General features: G+C 70.1%; 16 protein-coding genes. 12 read left to right on the top strand and 4 right to left on the bottom strand.

Annotated elements, in window-relative coordinates; all coding sequences use genetic code 11:
- Positions 1 to 13 precede the first annotated feature (13 nt).
- The 9 genes from ACOZ38_RS15770 to ACOZ38_RS15730 all read left to right on the top strand — a co-directional run bounded on the left by ACOZ38_RS15770 (position 14) and on the right by ACOZ38_RS15730 (position 10,411).
- Entirely contained in the window at positions 14 to 961 is a 948-nt protein-coding gene (locus tag ACOZ38_RS15770; RefSeq protein WP_424531426.1) for an aldo/keto reductase, read from the top strand.
- Between the two features lie 945 nt (positions 962 to 1,906).
- Positions 1,907 to 3,313: an aspartate aminotransferase family protein gene (locus ACOZ38_RS15765; RefSeq protein WP_405147533.1), complete on the top strand. Its 1,407-nt coding sequence runs from the start codon at positions 1,907 to 1,909 to the stop codon at positions 3,311 to 3,313.
- A complete protein-coding gene (locus ACOZ38_RS15760; RefSeq protein WP_424531424.1) occupies positions 3,307 to 4,359 on the top strand; it encodes an NAD-dependent epimerase/dehydratase family protein in 1,053 nt (350 codons plus the stop codon). The genes ACOZ38_RS15765 and ACOZ38_RS15760 overlap by 7 nt, the downstream gene beginning before the upstream one ends.
- A gap of 19 nt (positions 4,360 to 4,378) precedes the next feature.
- On the top strand, positions 4,379 to 5,323 hold the full coding sequence (locus tag ACOZ38_RS15755) for a UbiA prenyltransferase family protein (RefSeq protein WP_424531423.1): 945 nt from the start codon (positions 4,379 to 4,381) through the stop codon (positions 5,321 to 5,323).
- Positions 5,320 to 6,432 carry an endonuclease/exonuclease/phosphatase family protein gene (locus tag ACOZ38_RS15750; RefSeq protein ID WP_424531421.1) on the top strand — a complete coding sequence of 371 codons (1,113 nt, stop codon included), beginning with the start codon at positions 5,320 to 5,322 and terminating at the stop codon, positions 6,430 to 6,432. Before ACOZ38_RS15755 ends, ACOZ38_RS15750 begins: the two co-directional genes overlap by 4 nt.
- A complete protein-coding gene (locus ACOZ38_RS15745; protein ID WP_424531419.1) occupies positions 6,429 to 7,418 on the top strand; it encodes a lysylphosphatidylglycerol synthase domain-containing protein in 990 nt (329 codons plus the stop codon). Before ACOZ38_RS15750 ends, ACOZ38_RS15745 begins: the two co-directional genes overlap by 4 nt.
- Entirely contained in the window at positions 7,358 to 8,512 is a 1,155-nt protein-coding gene (locus ACOZ38_RS15740) for a glycosyltransferase family 4 protein (RefSeq protein WP_424531417.1), read from the top strand. The genes ACOZ38_RS15745 and ACOZ38_RS15740 overlap by 61 nt, the downstream gene beginning before the upstream one ends.
- Before the next feature lie 43 nt (positions 8,513 to 8,555).
- On the top strand, positions 8,556 to 9,581 hold the full coding sequence (locus tag ACOZ38_RS15735) for a glycosyltransferase family 2 protein (protein WP_424531416.1): 1,026 nt from the start codon (positions 8,556 to 8,558) through the stop codon (positions 9,579 to 9,581).
- A gap of 143 nt (positions 9,582 to 9,724) precedes the next feature.
- Entirely contained in the window at positions 9,725 to 10,411 is a 687-nt protein-coding gene (locus tag ACOZ38_RS15730) for a response regulator transcription factor (RefSeq protein WP_424531415.1), read from the top strand.
- A 100-nt stretch (positions 10,412 to 10,511) separates the two neighbouring features.
- Here ACOZ38_RS15730 and ACOZ38_RS15725 read toward each other — a convergent pair whose 3' ends face one another.
- Complete coding sequence (locus tag ACOZ38_RS15725; RefSeq protein WP_424531413.1) at positions 10,512 to 11,420, bottom strand: LysR family transcriptional regulator; 909 nt, start codon at positions 11,418 to 11,420, stop codon at positions 10,512 to 10,514.
- Between the two features lie 73 nt (positions 11,421 to 11,493).
- Between ACOZ38_RS15725 and ACOZ38_RS15720 the strand changes: the two genes are divergently transcribed.
- The gene (locus tag ACOZ38_RS15720; protein WP_424531412.1) at positions 11,494 to 12,852 is read left to right on the top strand and encodes an NAD(P)-binding domain-containing protein; all 1,359 of its coding nucleotides are present in this window, start codon (positions 11,494 to 11,496) and stop codon (positions 12,850 to 12,852) included.
- A 172-nt stretch (positions 12,853 to 13,024) separates the two neighbouring features.
- Here ACOZ38_RS15720 and ACOZ38_RS15715 read toward each other — a convergent pair whose 3' ends face one another.
- From ACOZ38_RS15715 to ACOZ38_RS15705, 3 genes are all read right to left on the bottom strand, one after another.
- Positions 13,025 to 13,378, bottom strand: coding sequence for an ArsR/SmtB family transcription factor (locus ACOZ38_RS15715; RefSeq protein ID WP_424531410.1), 354 nt, complete (start codon positions 13,376 to 13,378; stop codon positions 13,025 to 13,027).
- Complete coding sequence (locus tag ACOZ38_RS15710) at positions 13,375 to 13,821, bottom strand: SRPBCC domain-containing protein (RefSeq protein WP_424531408.1); 447 nt, start codon at positions 13,819 to 13,821, stop codon at positions 13,375 to 13,377. Before ACOZ38_RS15710 ends, ACOZ38_RS15715 begins: the two co-directional genes overlap by 4 nt.
- A gap of 232 nt (positions 13,822 to 14,053) precedes the next feature.
- The gene (locus ACOZ38_RS15705; protein ID WP_424531407.1) at positions 14,054 to 14,788 is read right to left on the bottom strand and encodes an alpha/beta hydrolase; all 735 of its coding nucleotides are present in this window, start codon (positions 14,786 to 14,788) and stop codon (positions 14,054 to 14,056) included.
- A 405-nt stretch (positions 14,789 to 15,193) separates the two neighbouring features.
- Between ACOZ38_RS15705 and ACOZ38_RS15700 the strand changes: the two genes are divergently transcribed.
- Both ACOZ38_RS15700 and ACOZ38_RS15695 read left to right on the top strand, forming a co-directional pair.
- Positions 15,194 to 16,711, top strand: coding sequence for a ricin-type beta-trefoil lectin domain protein (locus ACOZ38_RS15700; RefSeq protein WP_424531405.1), 1,518 nt, complete (start codon positions 15,194 to 15,196; stop codon positions 16,709 to 16,711).
- 131 nt (positions 16,712 to 16,842) lie between these two features.
- Positions 16,843 to 18,870, top strand: coding sequence for a beta-1,3-glucanase family protein (locus tag ACOZ38_RS15695; protein ID WP_424531404.1), 2,028 nt, complete (start codon positions 16,843 to 16,845; stop codon positions 18,868 to 18,870).
- The last annotated feature ends 144 nt before the right edge of the window (positions 18,871 to 19,014 follow it).

Raw genomic sequence — 19,014 nt, 5'->3', positions numbered from 1 at the left:
CAAGGAGCATGCCGTGGCACAGGTGAATCTCGCCCTGGGAGCGATGTACTTCGGCACCCGACTTGACGAGCGAACGTCTTTCGAGCTGCTTGACCGGTTCGTGGCGGAGGGCGGGACGATAATCGACACCGCCAACTGCTATTCGTTCTGGGCCGACCCGAGCGGCTTCGGCGGGCAGAGCGAAGAGGTGATCGGCAGATGGCTGGCACGCCGTCCCGGACTCCGCGACAAGCTGTACATCAGCACGAAGGTCGGCGCGGAGCCGGGCGCGGACGGCGAGTGGCCCGCCAACCGGGAGGGGCTGTCGGGTCCGGCGATCAAGGCGGCGCTGGAAGGCAGCATGCGCCGTCTCGGCACCGACCGCGTCGACCTGTACTGGACGCACATGGAGGACAGGTCGGCGCAACTGGAGGACACTGCGGGCGCGCTGGCCGAGCTGGTCGAGGCGGGGCTGGTCGGGCGCCTTGGCGCGTCCAACCATCCCATCTGGCGGGTGGAGCGCGCCCGGCGGATCGCCGAGTCCAACGGGTGGGAGGGATACACGGCGCTTCAGCTGCGCCACTCCTACGTCAAACCGCGTCCCGACGCGCCGGTGCCCGACCAGAACCACCGCTTCGGCTGGGTCGGCGAGGAGGTCCTCGACTACGTGGCCTCCGATCCGCGAATGGCCCTGTGGGGCTACACCACGCTCCTCAACGGCGCCTACGTCCGTGAGGACCGCCCATTGATCGAGGCCTACGACCATCCGGGCACCACCCGGCGGCTGGCCGTTCTGGCCGAGGTCGCCGCCGAGCTGGGGATCACGCGCAACCAGGTCGTGCTGGCCTGGCTGACCGGAGGAAACCCCTCTGTGACGCCGATCGTCGGGGTCAGCGACGCCGGGCAGCTGGACGAGGCCGTCGCCGGAGTGGCGCTCACCCTTCCCTCCGAGCAGCGGCGGCGCCTCGACGAGACCGCCTGATCCCTACCGCCCCGACCCGCACCTCCATCTCCGCACCTCCATCTCCGTACCTCCTGAGTACGTCCTGATCCGTACGTCCCGATCCGTACGTCCTGATGCGCATGCCCTGATCCGTACGCCCTGATGCGCATGTCCCCCACCGGCCGCCGCCGACCGCGGCGGCCGGTGGGGTGACCGCCGGGGGCGCGCCGAATGGCTACCTCCTTAGAGCGAGCGTTGGAACCTCCCGCACGCATCCGCCGTAGGTCATGCTTCAGACGTTGACGATTCGCGGCTCCGCGGAGTCGCCACGATCCACCGGCACAGGGGACCGGAACGGATGGAATCCGAAAATCCGGACGCAAGGGCTGACGCATTCACGGGGGTGGTCTTGATGATTGATGGCCGATCGGCCTGTCACCGGTCCGAACGTGAAATCTCCGTACCACCGATGCGCCGTCACCGGACGGCGGCATCCGCACGCGCCTGGATTCATCCACCGACGGGGGTCGGCCACGCCTGAAAGCGCCCACGCCGCTCCCACCGCGGGTGACCGGTACCGGTCCGCACGGTGAAGCGGTAAAGCGGTAGCAGCGAAGCAGTACCGGTCCGCGCGGTGAAACGGCAACGCGGTACCGGTCCGCGCGACAAGGCACCACCGGACCACGCGATGGCCCCGGCCGGGAGGCGACACCAGTCGTCCTCACGGACCGGCCGGCTCATCATGCCCCCGGCGGGAGACGACGCACGACGGCGGCCGCACGTCGCCATGTCGTCCGCACAACCGTGGATCCGCCTCGTCACCAGGTCACCATGCCCGGCCGCGGGTGGCCGTTCCGCCACGGCTCACCGCGTATCCACCTGCCCCACGTACGGCACGTACCGCATGACCACGCACGCACCCGTGCGCGTCGGACGGTTTCTCACCCATGCCCCGGCGCGCGCCATCGTGATGAAGGGAATCAGATGCAGGAGCTTCTTTCCCTGAAGCAGGCCGAGGATCTGGACGTCGACCAGATCCACGAGATGTACCGCAACTATGTCAACCGCAGCCAGGTCTCGCTGATGACCTCGTTCGGCTTCGGCCGTGAACTGGTCGAACACGCCGAGGGCGCCTACCTGTACATGAAGGACGGCCGCCGTGTCCTGGACCTCACCGGCGGCGTCGGGGTCCTCAACCACGGGCACAACCACCCGCGCATCCTCGCGGCCCGGACGAAGTTCCAGCAGGACCGCCGGATGGAGGTCCACAAGACCTACTTCTCCCCCTATCTCGCCGCGCTGGGCCACAACCTCGCCCAGGTGCTCCCCGGCGACCTCACCATGTCGTTCTTCCCGAACTCGGGCGCCGAGGCGGTCGAGGGAGCCGTCAAGCTGGCCTACAAGTACCACCGTGGCCGGCGCAACACGATCCTGCGTTCGGACATCAGCTTCCACGGCAAGCTGCTGGGCTCGGGCGGCCTGACCGGAAGCTCGCAGAACCGTTTCGCCTTCCCCACCATTCCGGGCATCGTGCGCTTCGCCTACGACGACCTGGACTCGGTCCGTTCGGCGCTGCGCGCCAATCGCGGCGATGTGTACGCCCTGCTCATCGAGCCGTTCAGCGCCTCGACGATGAGGTGGTGCTCGGAGGAGTTCCTGCGCGGGGTACGGGAGCTGTGCACCGCCGAGAAGATCGTGCTGATCTTCGACGAGATCTACACCGGGTGGGGGAAGACCGGCAGCCTCTTCTATTTCATGCGCTACCCGGACCTCGTTCCCGACGTGCTGACGACGTCCAAGTCCTTCGGCGGCGGAAAGTCCTCGATCTCCGCGTTCATCGCCCGCGAGCCGATATTCCGCAAGGCGTACGACAACATGGCCGACGCCCTCATCCAGAGCACGAGCACCACGTACTACGGCTTCGGCGAGGAGGCGGCGACCGCCATCGAGGCCGTCAACATCGCCGTGGAGGACGACTACCCGGCACGTGCCCGCGCGCTTGAGGACGTACTTCGCCCCGGCCTCGAACGCATCCGCGCGAAATACCCCGACCAGGTCGCGGAGGTGTGCGGCGCCGGCGCCCTGTGGGGGATCTTCCTGTCCGGCGGGCCCAAGGTGCTCGACCTGGCCGGGAGGCTGCCTCCCCTGAAGGACCCGCTCCTGCGCACGAAGCTGGTCGCCTGCTCGGTGATCGACACGCTCTACCGCGAGCACGACATCTACGCCTACTACACGCTCAACGGGCGCAGCCCCCTGGTCGTCGGCCCCCCGCTGGTGGCCGAGCCGGAGGAGATGGAGCGCTTCCTCGCGGCCCTGGACGCGACGCTCGCGCAGGGCATCCCCCGGCTCCTGAGCCGTTTCCTCAAGGAGAAGGTGAGCTCGCTATGGTGAACCCCTCCCCGCCGTCCCGTGTCGTGGTGACCGGAGCCGCCGGGATCCTCGGCTCCAACCTCGTGACCCGCCTGCTCGCCGACGGCGCCGAGGTGTGCGGGCTCGACCTGCGGGAGATCGCCCCCGAGCCCGGCCTCACGCCGCGCAGGGCCGACATCCGCGACGTGCCGGCGGTGAAGGAGGCCTTCGCCGGCGCCGACATGGTGGTGCACTGCGCGGCGGCGCTCCCCAGCTATCCCGCCGACCAGATCCGCTCGATCATCGTCGGCGGCACCACGGCCGTCCTGCGCGCGGCCCGCGACACGGGCGTACGGCGGGTCGTGCACATCTCCTCGACCGCGGTGTACGGGCTGCCGAAGACGGTGCCGACGACCGAGGATCATCCCCGCGAGCCCGTCGACACCTACAGCGCGGCCAAGGCCGAGGCGGAGGAGCTCGCCGAGAAGTACCGGGCCGACGGGATGTGCGTGAGCGTCCTGCGTCCCAAGACGTTCCTCGGCCCCGGTCGCATGGGGCTGTTCTCGATGCTCTTCGAGTGGGCCGAGGAAGGGCGCAACTTCCCCGTCCTCGGCCGGGGCGACGTGCGCATCCAGATGCTCGGCCTGGAGGACCTCGTCGACGCCGTCACCACCGTCCTCGCCGCCCCCGACGAGGTCGCCAACGACACCTACAACCTGGGCGCGGCCCGATTCGGGACCATCAGGGAGGACTTCCAGTCCGTCCTGGACGCGGCCGGCCGGGGCAGGCGCGTGGTGTCGGTCCCGGCCCACGCGGCGGTGGGGGTGCTGCGGCTGCTCGAACGCTTCAAGCTCTCGCCGGTGTACGGAAGGCTCCTGTACAAGCTGCTCGCAGACTCCTACGTGAGCATCGGCAAGGCGCAGGACCGGCTCGGGTTCACCCCCCGGCTGTCCAACCAGGAGGCGATCCTGCGCACGTACGAGTGGTGGCGGCGGCACCGGGCCGAGCCGGCGGCCCGGGGCACCGGGCGCACGAGCCGCGAGCCGTGGCGCCAGGGCGTGCTCGCGATGTCCAAAGTCTTCTTCTGACGGTCGCCGGAGGTGAGGTATGTCAAGCACTCCCCTGGATCTGCCGCCCGTGACGGTCCGTCCGGCGCGAGAGCACCGGAGGCCGGCACGTGATCTGCTCGTCCTGCTCCGCCCCCACCAGTGGGTGAAGAACCTGCTGGTGGTCCCCCTGCCCCTGGTGCACCCGTCGGCCTGGAACCTGCCCTCGCTCGCCCGCCTGGCGGGGGCCGTGCTGATCTTCATCCTGGCCTCGTCGGTCGTCTACGTCGGCAACGACATCGCCGACCGCGACCGCGACCGCAGGCATCCGGTCAAGCGCCACCGCCCGATCGCGGCCGGGCACGTCTCGGTGGCGCTGGCGGCCGGCGCCGGCTGCGCGCTGGCGGCGCTGCTCGTCGTGCTGCTGGCCGTGGTGTCACCGGGCCTGGCGTGGCCCGTCGCGGGGTACCTGGCGTTGAACGTGCTCTACAGCGTCTGGCTCAAGCACGTGCCGGTGGTCGACCTGTTCGTCGTGGTGCTCGGGTTCGAGGCGCGGATCGTCGCCGGGTACCAGGCGGTCGGATCGGCCCCGTCCGTCTGGCTGCTGCTCTGCGTCTTCTTCCTGTGTCTCACCCTGATCCTCGGCAAGCGCCGCAGGGAGATCGACGACGCGGGATCGGCGCACCGCCCGGCGCTGGCGGGCTACTCCGCCGCGCTGGTCGACCAGATGCTCACGCTCAGCGCGGGGCTGACCGCGGTCGCGTTCCTGCTCTTCCTCGGCGGTGACGCCTCCTCGGCGGCTTCCGACAACCTGGCGACGCTTGTGCTCGTGCCGCTGAGCCTGTTCGGCCTCTTCCGCTACCTGCGGATCCTCACCCTCCAGGGAGTGGACGGCGATCCGGTGCGCGCGCTGCTGCGCGACCGGGTGATCGTAAGCACCGCCCTGCTGAGCGCCGGCCTGCTGGCCGTCCTGCTGGGCGTCGACGGCCTCGGGAGGCTCTCGTGACCACGGTCGCCGAGCAGCCGACGTCGCAGCGGGCCGTTCCACCGGCGCGCTGGTGTCTCGGCACGCGGCTCCTTGTCACCGCGACCCTGGCGTGGGCGGCGCTCCTTCTCGTCCACGCCCTGGTGAGCGGGCGGTGGTGGCTGTGGCTCGTGGTCGAACTCGCCCCGCCGGTGGTCGTGCTCGTCGTCCCGGTCGTGCTGCTCGCCCTCACCCCGCTGGCGGCCCGCCCGGTTCGGCTGCCGCTCGCGGTGGTGCTGGCGGCCACGCTCGTACTGGGCGTGCCGCTGTCGGGGCTCAGCCTCCCGGGGGCGGCGGCCGGCGCCGTCCCCGGGGCGGTGAAGGTCTTCTCCTGGAACACCGGCTACTGGCACCAAGGGGAGGATCCGGCGGCCTTCTACTCCTACCTGCGCGCGCAGCATGCCGACGTGTACCTGTTGCAGGAGTACCTCTACTTCTCCGACGACCCGATCAGGATCGACGACCTGCCGCGGATCAGGCGGGAGTTCCCCGGCTACCACGTCGCGGCGGCCAGCGAGCTGGTCACGATCTCCCGGCTGCCGATAGCCGCCTCGCGCCCGGTGGACGCCTCGGCCCTGATGTCCCCCGCCGACGGGAGCGCGCCGCCGGCGGGCACGGACTGGCGCGACTACTACACCACCAAGGCGCTGCGTACCGACATCCGCGTCGGGGGCGACCTGGTGTCCTTCTACAACGTGCATCTGGCGGTCCAGGTGGACATCCGGCTGAGCCCGTTCTCCGCGGCCTTCTACCGGGTGATCCACGACCAGTACCACCGGCGGGAGGCCGAGTTGCGGACGCTGAGCGCGGACCTGTCGGCCAACGGGAACCCCGCGGTCATCGCCGGTGACTTCAACTCGACGTCGCTGATGGCTGATGTGCGCAGGGTGTGCGAACGGTCGCGGTGCCACGATCCGTCCGGCCCGTCGCCGCTGCCCCTGAGCTGGCCGACGGAGGGCATGCCGCGGCTGTGGCGGCTCGACTGGGTGCTCTCCCAGGGAGGTCTCGACGTCACCGGCTACCACTTCACCCCCTCCAAGGGGATGTCCGACCACCTCGCCCAGTCCCTGTCCGTCTCGGTGGCCCGGTGATCGCGAAGCTGCGCGCGGTGCTCACCGCGGTCGCGGTGCTGACGGTCGCCGCGTTCGTGGTCCTGACGCTGAAGGACCAGGACTGGGCGCTGCTCGCCACCCTGACCGAGCCGCGCGCGCTCCTGCTGATCGGCGCCGCGATCGTCACCAACGCCGTGGGGCTGTGGTTCGGGATGCTCTCGTGGCGAGCGCTCGTGGTCGGTTTCGGCTCCCGGGCGGGGGTGTGGGAGGGGGCTCGCATCTTCTTCGTGGGCTTCCTCGCGAAGTTCGTGCCCGGCCGGGTGTGGACGCTGCTGGCGAACATGCGCATGGGCAGGACCGTGGGGATCACCCCGGCGCAGATGGCGGCGCTCTACGTGCTGAACATCGCCATCGCGTCCCTGACGGGCCTGATGACCGGGCTGCTCGCGGCGCCGAGCGTTTTCGGCGGGAACAGCGTCTGGATGGCGCTGGCCGCCCTGCCGGTCGTGGTCTTCTTCGCCCGCCCCGGTCTCGCCCACCGCCTCACCGGAGTGGCCGCGCGGCTGCTCCGGCGGCCGGAGCCGGTGACCAGGGCGCCCGACGGGAGCGTGCGCCGGGCGATCACCATGCAGACGCTGTCGTGGCTGATGTCGAGCACGCATGTGTGGTTCCTGGCCATCGCGATGGGCGCCTCGCCGCTCTCGTCGCTCCTGGCCTGCGTGGGCGCCTTCGCGGGCGCCGCCGTCATCGGCTACCTCATGGTGCTGGTGCCCGACGGCCTCGGCGTCCGCGAGGCGATCCTGCTGGCGGCCCTGACCGGGGTGCTCCCCCTTCCGGCGGCGGGCAGCGTCGTGCTGGCCAGCCGGCTGCTCTGCACCGTCACCGAGATCGCCGTGGCGGGAACCGCGCTGCTCGTCGCCCACCTACGCATACGCCCTGACGGCAACCAAGGAGATGAACCTCGATGGCGGATTTCGACCTCGCAGTCATCCTCAACTACTACTCCCCCTACGTCAGCGGCCTGACCGACTCGGCGAGGGAGATCGCCGAGGGGCTCGCCGGCCGTGGGTGGCGGGTGGCCGTGGTGGCCTCCCAGCACAAGCGGTCCCTTCCCCGGCGGGAGCGCCGCAACGGCGTCGAGATCTTCCGCTGCCCCGTGGTCACGACGATCAGCCGGGGGCCGGTGAGCCTGTCGCTGCCGTTCGTCGCGGGGCAGGTGGCCCGCGCGTCCAGCGTCGCCAACCTGCACATCCCCATGCTGGAGGCGGGTCCCATCGCCCGGCTCTGCGCGCCCACCCCTGTGGTCACGACGTACCACATCGACCTGTGGCTGAGGCCGTCCCTGGTGAGCCCGGCGGTGATCGGTGCCGTGGACACCTCGGCGCGGATGGCGATGCGGCAGTCGGCCGCGGTGGTGGTGAACAGCGACGACCAGGCCCGGCACTCGCGCCTGTGGCCGACCATGCGCCGCTCCCGGGTCCACGCGATCCCCGCCCCCTGCCAGGACCGTACGGGGGGCAGCCCCTCCTACCGGGAGGGCCCCGGCCTGCACGTGGGGTTCGCCGGGCGCATCGCCGCGGAGAAGGGCCTCGCGTACCTGGTGCGGGCGTTCCGCCGCCTGCCCGAGCCGGACGCCCGTCTCCTCCTCGCCGGTGACTACGTCGACGTCGCCGGCGGCAGCGACATCGAGCGCGTCAGGCGGGCCATCGGCGACGACCCGCGCGTCCGGCTCCTCGGGCTGCTGAACGGGCGGCAGATGAGGGACTTCTACGCCTCGATCGACGTGTTCGCCCTCCCGTCGATATCCGAGTCCTTCGGCATCGTCCAGGCGGAGGCGATGATGGCGGGAATCCCCTCGGTCACCACCGACATACCCGGCGGCCGGGTCCCGGTGACGGCCACCGGGTTCGGCCGCGTGATACCGCCCAGGGACCCGGCCGCGATATTCCAGGCGATCCAGGAACTGCGTGACCTGCCCGTCGAGCGCCGGGCGACGGGCGCGCGCGACGCCCGTGCGAAGTTCGGGCTCCAGGCCTGCCTCGACGCCTACGAGGACCTGTTCCACTCCCTGGGCGCCAAACCGGGGATTTCACGAAACACCCAGAAGAAAATCGCGTGACCGCCCCCTCAGCCCGTAGAAATTGTTCCTTGAAAGGTGCCTCATGGAAACATCCGGCAACGCGCCCAGGGTTTCGGTCATCATCCCGAATTACAACTACGCGAAGACCCTGGAGGCCTGCCTGGAATCGGTGTTCTCCCAGACCCTGCCACCGTACGAGGTGATCGTCTCCGACGACGCCAGCACCGACGGCTCCCCCGAGATCGCCGAGCGGTTCCCGTGCCTTCTCGTACGGGCGCCGCGCAACCGCGGGGTCTCGGCGGCCCGCAACGCGGGGGTGGCCGCCAGCACCGGCGACATCCTGTTCTTCATGGACTCCGACCAGGCGCTGGCGTCCGACGCCATCGAGCAGGCGGTCAAGGCGCTGCGGGACGAGGCCGGCTACGACTGCGTACACGGGGTCATCGCGCCCGAGCCGATGATCGACGACGGACCGGTCGAGTGGGTCATGACGATGCTCGCCCACTTCGCCCGCATGCGCGCGGCGGGACCCACCGTGACGGTCTACTTCCAGGCCGCGGCGATGCACCGGTCGGTCTTCGAGGACGTCGGGCCGTTCGACGAGTCCCTGCGCGACTTCGAGGACGTCGAGTACAGCGAGCGACTGTCGGCGAAGTACCGCATCGGCCTCAGCGACAAGGTGGTGGTCTACCACGACGACGAGGACCGGCTGCCCGACCTGCTCTCCGAGCAGTACCGCAGGTCACAGCTCATGATCCCGTTCGTGGCGGCGCACAGGAACCGGCCGGGCGCGCTGCGGCCCAACAGCACCCTCGGCGTCGCCATGGCCTCGCTCACCGTGGCCACCCTCCCGGCGTTCCTCGTCTCGCGGAAGCTGGCGGCGCTGCCCCTGCTGTCGGCCACGGTGTTCGCCTGCTCGAATCCCGGCCTCTACCGCTTCGTCCTCCGCAGGCGGGGGCCGAGGTTCCTCGGGCGATTCGCCGGCATCCACTTCCTGCTCAACGTGGCGATCGCGGCGGGCGCGGCGGCCGGGGGCCTGCGGTCGCTCCGCGACCCCGACTTCGGGCGTCCGGCGGTACGGGGCGGGGGCTCGGCAACTTCTTCCTGACTGTCCGTAAATTCCATTATGGGACATGTGGGACGAATGTTATGTACCAACAGAGACGCTTGAGATTGGTTATTGCACATCTACCCCACATGTCCCATAATGTATATATAAGTACTTGGCCCGCCCAACATACGGGGGTTTGAGTGGAACAACCAAGTAGAACAAAGATCGACGATCGAATAAGCAGGAAACTTGACGTCGGAATAGTCTGCGAGAACGAAATCCTCCGCTACGGCCTCAAGGTCACTCTGCACGACATCATGACGGTGCGAACCGTACGGGAGATCGCGAAACAGTCCGCATACCCGGGTGGCAACGGGCTGGGCTCGCTCGACATCGTCATCATCTCCTACGCCGAATGGGCCACGGCCATGCGCGTCGTGCCGGCCGCGCGGGCGGCGAACATACGGGTGCTGGCCTTCGTCGACGACGTCAGCGCCAAGGACCCCGAGAAACTGGTGTCCCTCAGGCCTGACGGTTTCATCCTGCAGCGTGACCTGACCAAGCGCCGGCTGGAAGACGCCCTGATACGGGTTTCACGCAGCGAGACGCCGATGCCGACGGAAATCGTCTCGCAGGTGTTCGACTCCGCGATACGCATTCTGAAAACCTCCCATCCGCGTTTCGTCGAGCTGACGCCGAGAGAACAGGACGCCCTTGAGCTGCTCGCGGACGGGCTGAGCAACAAAGAGATCGCGCAGCGCCTTTCCATTTCCCTGCACGGTGCGAAACGCCTGGTCGGCAATATCCTGCTGAAACTGAATTGCCCCAACCGCACGCAGGCCGTCGTCCTCGCCATGAGACACGGCCTGCTACGCGACCGCAATTGACACCCTTTCCCGCCGCCCGCCCACCGCCGGGCCTGTGAAAGAACCACTGGTCCGACGGGGTCGGCCCGGGATGGCGCGCGCAACCCGCCCCATGCGAGCTTCACCGTTGAGGGTCGTGCCATCCACCCGCGACGCGCCGGAGGAGACCGAGGAGCGTCTCGGCCGAGGGCACCGGCGCCGCACGGGGCAGCGCCGCGTAGACCTCGCGCCGCGGGGCCTGCTCGCCGAGCGACCGCAGCACGAGATCGCCCCGTACGGCTCGCGCCGCCATGGAGGGCACCAGCGCGACGCCCAGCCCGGCGGCGACGTAGCCGAGCTTCCCGGTCCACTCGCCGATGCGGATCCCCACCTTCGGCGCGAAGCCCACACGCGCACAGGATTCCGCGAGCATCGTGGCATGCCCGGGCGGGGCGCCCTCGATCCAGTTCTCGTCGCGGAGCTCGCCGAGCTGGACCACCTCCTGGTGCGCGAGCCGGTGGTCGCGCGGCAGCGCGAGGAGAAGCTCGTCGGTGAACAGGGGCACGAGCTCGGCGTCCTCGACCGGCGACAGCCCCGACGGGTAGTCGCTGACGACCGCGACATCGAGCGCGCCCTCGTGCAGACGCTCCATCAACCGCGCGCTGAACCCCTCGACCAGGGTGATCTCCACCCCGGGACGGGCCCGCCGGAACTCGCGGAGCGCCTCGGGCACCAGGACGGCGTTGGCGGTCGCGAACGCCCCGACCCTGAGCCGCCCTCCGGACCCGTCGTGGATCGCCGACAGCTCCGCGGCGGCGCGGCCGAGCCGCTCCAGCACCTCTCTCGCGTGCCGGTGAAGCACCTCCCCCGCCGGCGTCAGCCGTACCCCTCGGGCGAGGCGCACGAACAGCGGCCCGCCGGCCTCCCGTTCGAGCGAGGCGATGCGGCGCGACACCGCTGACTGCGTGTAGTTCAGCTCGTCCGCCGCCGCCGTGAACGATCCCGTACGGGCGACCACGTCGAGCAGGCGGAGGGCGTCGATCTCGAACACATTCCTCCCATGCATGGCTCACATGCAATCTAGTCGCTGGTGGCATGGCTTGGGAGGGCCTACCGTCGGGGCAATGATCGCTTTTCTCGGACTTGGGCGCATGGGCGCCCCCATGGCCCGGCGCCTCGTGAACGCCGGCCACAAGGTCACGGTATGGAACCGCACCCCGTATGCCGTACCCGGCGCCGGGGCGGCGGCGTCGGACCGTACGACGGGCACCGGGGCGGTCGCGTCGGATCTTGGAACGCGTGCGGTGCCGGGCGCCGAGGTGGCGGCGTCGGCGGCGGAGGCCGTCGCGGACGCGGACCTGGTGATCACGATGTTGCGCGACCCGGCGGCCGTCGAGGAGGTCCTGACCTCCGCCGCGCCACGGCCGGGGACGCTGGTCGTGGAGATGTCGACCATCGGCCCCGAGGCCGTCTCGCGGCTCCGCTCGCTGCTGCCCGAGGGTGTCGGCCTGGTCGACGCCCCCGTGCTGGGCAGCGTCCAGCCCGCCACCGACGGCACGCTCACGGTGCTGGCGGGCGGATCGGAGGCCGACCTCTCGCGCTGCCGCGACGTGCTGGACGTGTTCGGCGAGGTCCGCGAGGTGGGCCCGCCGGGCGCCGGGGCGGCGATGAAGCTGGCGGTGATGAGCGCGCTCGTACCCGCCCAGGTGCTGATCGCCGAGACCCTGGCGTATGCGGGCACGCAGGGGGTCGACCGCACGGCGCTGCTGGAGGCGCTGGCCGGGACCCCGCTCGGGCCCTTGGTCGATCGCCTCCGGCCCGCCGTCCTGGAGGGACCCCCGGAGACCCGCTACGCACTCGGCCTGGCCGCCAAGGACCTGACCCTCGCCGCCCACCCGACCCAGACCATGGCCGCCGCCGCCCGCCGGCGCCTCCTGCAAGCGGCCGGCGCCGGCCTCGCCGACGGCGACCTCACCGCCATCGCCACCTCCCCCACACTGAACTCCCCGCCCCCCGCCGAGACCCGGCCCACCCCCGGCCCCGCCTCGGCTGCGGCCCGCGGGGCCGCCTCGGCGGAGGCTCCCCGCTCGGGCAGGGCCGTCAAGCTGAACCCCGCCTCCGTGCCCGCTCCTGCCGGGGCGTACTCCCACGCAGTACGGGCCGGTGACCTGCTGTTCGTGTCAGGGCAGGCGGCACTCGACGAGAACGGCGAGGTGGTGGGCCAGGGTGACATCGTGCGGCAGTCGGAGCTCGTCTTCGACTACCTCGAAGCCATCCTCGCCGACCAGGGATGCACCTTCGACGACGTGGTGACGATCAAGACCTTCCTCACGGACATGGCCGACCTGCCCGGCTACGGCGACGTACGGATGCGAAGGATCACCGGCGAGCCCCCATCGAGTACCACCGTCGAAGTCTCCCGCCTCTTCCGCCCCGGCCTCCTGATCGAGGTAGAAGTGATCGCGGCCATCCCACCCGGATAACCGCCGGGCCCTTTCGTTTTCGTGACGAAGAGGCCGTGGGTTCGAATCCCGCCACCCCGACCCAGCTCAAAGGCCACTTGCGATTCCGCAAGTGGCCTTTGCCCCTCTACAACAGCGGCGTTTACGAGGCGTCGAGGATCGCTCAAGCCGAGGTGGCGTGCCTGTGAGCCGACTAGCGCGAATCCGGCTCCGCTGCCTCAGCGATGCGCTTGATGTTCGCCAATCGCCGATCCCAGTCGGCCGCGAGCGCGGCCATCCATTGCGCCGCCGCGTCCAGCGCCGCGGGCCGCACCGCGTACCGCACCTCGCGTCCGACCCGGCTGCCGGAGACCAGCCCGGCGGCGTCCAGGACGGCGAGGTGCTTGACCACCGCCTGCCGCGTGACCGGAAGTCGTCCGGCAAGCGTCGTCGCGGTGGCCTCGCCCTGTGCGGCGAGCAGATCAAGCAGCTGACGACGCGTCGGGTCGGCCAGCGCGACCAGGACGCCGTCGACCGCCTCGACGGCGCCGCGACGTTCCTCCGTCACACGGATGACTGTTCGGCGCGCGTCTTGAGCGCGTCGAGCACCTGGGGCCAGCCGCCGGTGTTGTCCTTCACCGCCTGGCGGCGCAGCTCCTCGGACCCGGCCAGCGCCGCGAACCCGCTCTCGACGACGCGGAGCCGTGTCTTGTCGCCTTCCGGGGTCAACGTGAACTCCACAAGGGTGCTGTTGTCCTCGCGCAGCTCTTCTCCGGGGAACGCGCTGGCCCAGCGGTACGCCAGGTACGTCGGCGGCTCGACCTTCTCCACGCGCACCGGGAAGTCGCCGTACTCGGCGTTCTTCGCCACCATCGACTCGCCTTCTATCGCCACGGTGCCGGACAGGCTCGCCTGGTCGGCCACCCAGAAGCCGGGCTCGGCCACCAGTGACCAGACCCGCTCCAGGGGTGCCTCGATCAGGGTTTCGCGTTCGATCCGATCCTCGCTCACGAGGGGACTCCTTCGTCGTCGCCATTTGATGCAACTCCAGAGTTGCACATCACTTCCTCCAGGCGCAACCCACCAGTTGCACTCCGCCCGAACGCCGCGTCAGCCACGCCAGCGGCTCCACGACGATGACGAATGGCACCCGCGTCCCAGTAGGCGAGCCCAGCGGTGTCTCGTTTGATGACCCCGATCGGCAGCTCGCCGAGCGCGCCCTGGGAAACAGGCCCTTCAGTGGCTACGCCTTGACGAGGTGCCTGAGGAAGAAGCGCTCGGAGCTCGCCACCTCGAACGCGGGTACGCCGATGTGGCGGCCGGGGTTCGCGTGCAGCGTCTTCTCCTGAGACGCCAAGGCGCCGAACAGCGCGAGGGCCGAGTCGCGCGGGACCAGCTCGTCGTCCCACTGCAGCAGGAACTCCACCGGGACGGTGACCTGGGCCGCCACCTCGGCCAGGGCCTCGTGCCCCGCGAGTCCGAAGACCGCGGCGCCGATCCTCGGTTCGGCGGCGACGAAGGGCATGCCGATCGCGCTGCCCATCGACACGCCCCAGAAGCCCACCGGCCCATCGGCGTGGCCGGTGGCCTGCAGGGCGTCCAGAGTTGCCCGCCACTCGGGAACGGCCCGCGCCGAGCGTTCGGTGTTGTCCCGCGCGATCTGCGGGCCGATCGGCTCGCCCGCCGCCATCCGCCGCCTGATGTCGGCCGCGTGCCGTTCGTCCTGCTCGGTCCTCGGCCGGTCGCCGTGCCCGGGCGCGTCGATGGCCGCCACCGTGAAGCCGCAGGCGGTCACGTAGCGCTGGGCGCGGGCCACCAGACCCGGGGCCTTCTTGTGCTGGCCGCCGCCATGGCCCAGCAGGACCAGCGGACCGGTGCCGGTGGCGCCGGCGGGCGCCCACAGCACGCCGTGGATGTCGCCGAGGATGAAGAGGCGTTCCGAGACGCCGTCAGCGGTCGTCTCCGAGATGAAACGCATGAATTAGTTGCCTTTCGGGATGCCTTTGTGCGGGCACTCCCACGGCCACCTGTGTCAGATGAGCCGGACAACCATGGAAGGTGGGAGCACCCAGCCGGATACAGCGGTAATGGGTCTCACCTCCTCGGGTCGATCACGTGCCGGAGACGCTATCAGACCCGCCACTGCTGCGGCCATCTCCAGGTCCTCTTTCTTGCCCGCCCCGGGACCTCGGTCGGCCGGCGGGTCACCTGGCCGTGGCCTCCACAGCATCCTCCCCGCCTTTCGTGGGGAGACAGCGGAGCCGGCACTTCGTCCGGTGGCGTCCACACACTTTTGTTAGGTCTTGACTAACAGTGAGTAAACTGTAAAGGTTCTTTTCTGAGAGCGCTCTCACGTCTCATCCGCTCCCCTCGAAAGATTGCCGTGAGACTCACCGTGCTGACCGGCGCGGCGGTGTTCGCCGTTGCGCTCGTCCTCCCCTCCTCGGCCGCTCAGGCCACCCCGTCGCCCGATCCCCGCCCGGCCGCCACCCCCGCCGGGACCATGCAGCAGGCGCTGGAACGCGACCTGCATCTGACAGCCCCCGAAGCGCGCGTCCGCCAGGCCCACGAGGCCGCGGCGGCGATCGTCGAGCGCGGGCTGCGTACGCGCCTGGGCGGCCGGTTCGCCGGCGCCTGGTACGACCCCGCCCAGCAGCGGCTGAAAGTGGGCGTACTGGACGCCCGCGACGCCGACCTCGTCAAAGCGGCCGGCGCGCTGCCCGTAGAGGTGCGGCACAGCGAGAAGCAACTGACCGCCACGAAGGCGACGCTCGACCGCGCGGCCGACGCGGCCGGCACGGACGTCTACGGCTGGTACGTCGACCCGGCCGCGAACACCGTCGTGGTGTCGGCGGCCGACACCGCCGCCGCCGAACGGCTCGTACGGGCCGGATCCGTGGACGCCGCGGCGGTGCGGATCTCCGTCGGACAGGCCCCCCACCCGGTGTACGACATCCGGGGCGGCGACCAGTACGTCATCAACGGCAACACCCTGTGCTCGGTCGGGTTCTCGGTCAACAACGGCGGCTTCGTCACCGCCGGGCACTGCGGGCGCGCCGGGAATCCCACCCTCGGGTACAACAACGTCAACCAGGGCACCTTCGTCGATTCGTCCTTCCCCGGCAACGACTACGCCTGGGTGCGTACCAACGGCGACTGGACGCCGCGCCCCTGGGTCAACAACTACGGCGGCGGCGTCGTCTCCGTGGCCGGTTCGCAGGAGGCCCCCACCGGCGCCTCCATCTGCCGGTCCGGGCGCACCACCGGCTGGCGCTGCGGTGTCATCCAGGCCAAGGACGTGACCGTGAACTACTCCGGGTCGCTGGTCTACGGGCTGACCCAGACCACGGCCTGTGCCGAAGGCGGCGACTCGGGCGGCGCCTGGATGTCCGGCGACCAGGCCCAGGGCGTCACCTCCGGCGCCTCGGGCAACTGCTCAAGCGGCGGCAACACCTTCTATCAGCCGGTCAACGAGATCCTCGGCGCGTACGGCCTGAGCCTGACCACCACCGGCGGTGACACCAGCGCGCTGGTGAGCAACTGGAACAACAAGTGCATCGACGTCCCCGGCTCCAACTTCGGCGACGGCGTACCGCTGCAGATGTACACCTGCAACAACACCAACGCGCAGCGGTGGACGTTCACCGGTGGCACCCTGCGCACGCAGAACAACAAGTGCATGGATGTGGCCTGGGGATCACGAGACAACGGCGCGGTGATCCAGATCGCGAACTGCAGCGGCAACCCGGCTCAGCAGTTCGTCCTGTCCGGCGCAGGGGACCTGGTCAATCCCCAGTCCAACAAGTGCGTCGACATCGACGCCTGGAACGCCAACGACGGCGCCCGCCTGATCCAGTGGGAGTGCACCGGCGGGGCCAACCAGAAGTGGCGCCGCGGCTGACCGCATCCGTTCCCTCCGACGGCTGGGGCGGTGCGCAGGCACCGCCCCCGTCCTGACCACGCTCCACGCAGTCCCATCACGTCGAACGGCGAGGACGCCGGTCCGGCGTGGTCCCCCCAGAGGAGTCAGGTATGCACGTGTTGTCCAGGCGGTGGCGACGAGGTCTGGTCGCCGCCGTCTTGCTGGCCCAGGCGGTCGTCTTCGCCGCAGGTCAGCAGGCGGCGAGCGCCGCCGTCTCGCAGTTGCCGTTCACCGTGACGAACAACTCCGGCCGCGCCGACGCGACGTACATCTACGTCATCGCGCGCAACTCGGCCGGCCAGCAGGGCTACGTGGACGCCTCGGGAACGTGGCGCGCGTACAGCTTCCCCCCGTCGACCCCCAACGGGCCTGTCCCGGCGCCGGACGTCTCGCTCCCCGGGCCGGGCAACGGCGCGAGGACGACCATCTCGTTGCCGCCGAGCCTGTCGGGCGGCCGCGTCTACCTGTCGATGGGGGCGAAGCTGCAGTTCTTCCTCACGACGAACGGGCTCGTCGAGCCCGCGCCCTGGGTCGCGAGTGACTCGAACGCCAACGTGCTCTACGACTGGACGGAATTCGCGCGGGCGAGCAGCGGCGGAACGGGCATCTTCATCAACTCCACGACGGTCGACATGTTCAGCATCCCGCTGACCGTCAGCGTCACCGACACCTCCGGCAGCACCCAGACGCAGGGCATCGCCGGAAACCGCACCGGCATCCTGAACGGGTTCGGCGGGCTGGGGTCACCGTGGTCGGGCCTGACCACGACGCGCGCCTCCGACGGCCTCCCGCTGCGCGTGCTCGCGCCCGTGCACGCCATCGCGAAGGGCTCGTTCCCCTCGACGTACCTCGACTCCTACATCGGCGGCGTGTGGTCGTACTACGCCACGCACACGTTGACCGTGCAGACGTCGCTGGGCAACTTCACCGGCACGACCAGCGGCACCAACTGGACCTTCAGGGGCGCGTCAGGCAACGTCATCGGCACGCTCACCCGGCCGACGACCAGTGACGTCTTCGCGTGTGCCGGTGGCACGCAACCGCAGAACCAGCCGGACCAGACGGCGATCCTCGCGGTCGGCGCGCGCGTGTGCGCGGCGCTGAACCGGGCGACGCTGTCGACGGCGAGCCGGGTCATGTCCGACACCCAGCCGACGACGGACGCCACGAAGTTCTACGGGCAGTCCGCGTCGAACCTCTTCAGCAAGACGATTCACGCCAACTCGCTCAACGGCCTGGCGTACGGCTTCTCGTACGACGACGTCGGCGGTTTCGCTCCGACCGTCGACCAGCCGAACCCGGCGTCGGCCGGCATGACGATCGGCGACTTCGGTACGAGTGGCGGCGGCGGTGGCGGCGGCACGGTCAGCGGGCAGCCGATCACGGGTCCCGGTGGCAAGTGCGTCGACGTCGCGGGCGACGACACGGGCGGCAACGGCGCGCCGGTTCAGCTGTGGGACTGCCAGTCCGGCGCCGTCGACCAGCACTACACGATGGTCGGGAACACCCTGCGCACGTTCAACGGCGGCAAGTGCCTCGACGTCGTGAACAACGGCACCGCGAACGGGTCACAGGTGCAGATCTGGGACTGCTTCGGCGCCGGCAACCAGCAGTGGGTGCTGCAGTCCGACGGTTCCATCAAGAACGCCGGGTCCGGCCGTTGCCTCGACTCCCCCGGCGGCGCGAGCGGCAACGGCACCCGACTGCAGATCTATGACTGCAACGGCAGCGCCGCACAGCGCTGGTCGTTCTCCGGCGGAGCGAACATCGCCGGCCCCGGCGGCAAATGCGTCGACGTCGCCGGCGACGACACCGGCGTCAACAACACCCCGGTCCAGCTGTGGGACTGCCAGTCCTACGCCAAGGACCAGTTCTGGACCTGGAACGGGCAGACGCTGCGCACCCTCGGCCGCTGCCTGGACGTGCAGTCCGGCGGCACCGCGAACGGCACCCCGCTGCAGCTCTACGACTGCAACACCAGCGGCGCGCAGAACTGGGTGCAACTGTCCAACGGGTCGATCCAGAACCCGCAGTCCGGCCGGTGCGTCGACGCCCCAAGCGGCAACACCGCGAACGGCACCCGCCTGACGATCTACGACTGCAACGGCAGCGCCGCACAGCGCTTCGCCGTCCAGTAACCGGCCCACACCGGCCCGGCGGTGCACCCGCACCGCCGGGCCCGGCCGTCACATGACGGGCGTTAGATGAGGGGTTTGCCCTGGCGGGCCTGGGTCCAGATGGGGCAGGGGTGGAAGTGGTCGTCGAAGGGGTCCTGGGTTTCG

Source organism: Sphaerisporangium viridialbum (assembly GCF_049674955.1).
GTDB classification, from domain to species: Bacteria; Actinomycetota; Actinomycetes; order Streptosporangiales; family Streptosporangiaceae; genus Sphaerisporangium; species Sphaerisporangium viridialbum.
The sequence above is the reverse complement of the archived record's forward strand: the minus strand, read 5'-3'. Positions and strand labels throughout refer to the sequence as shown.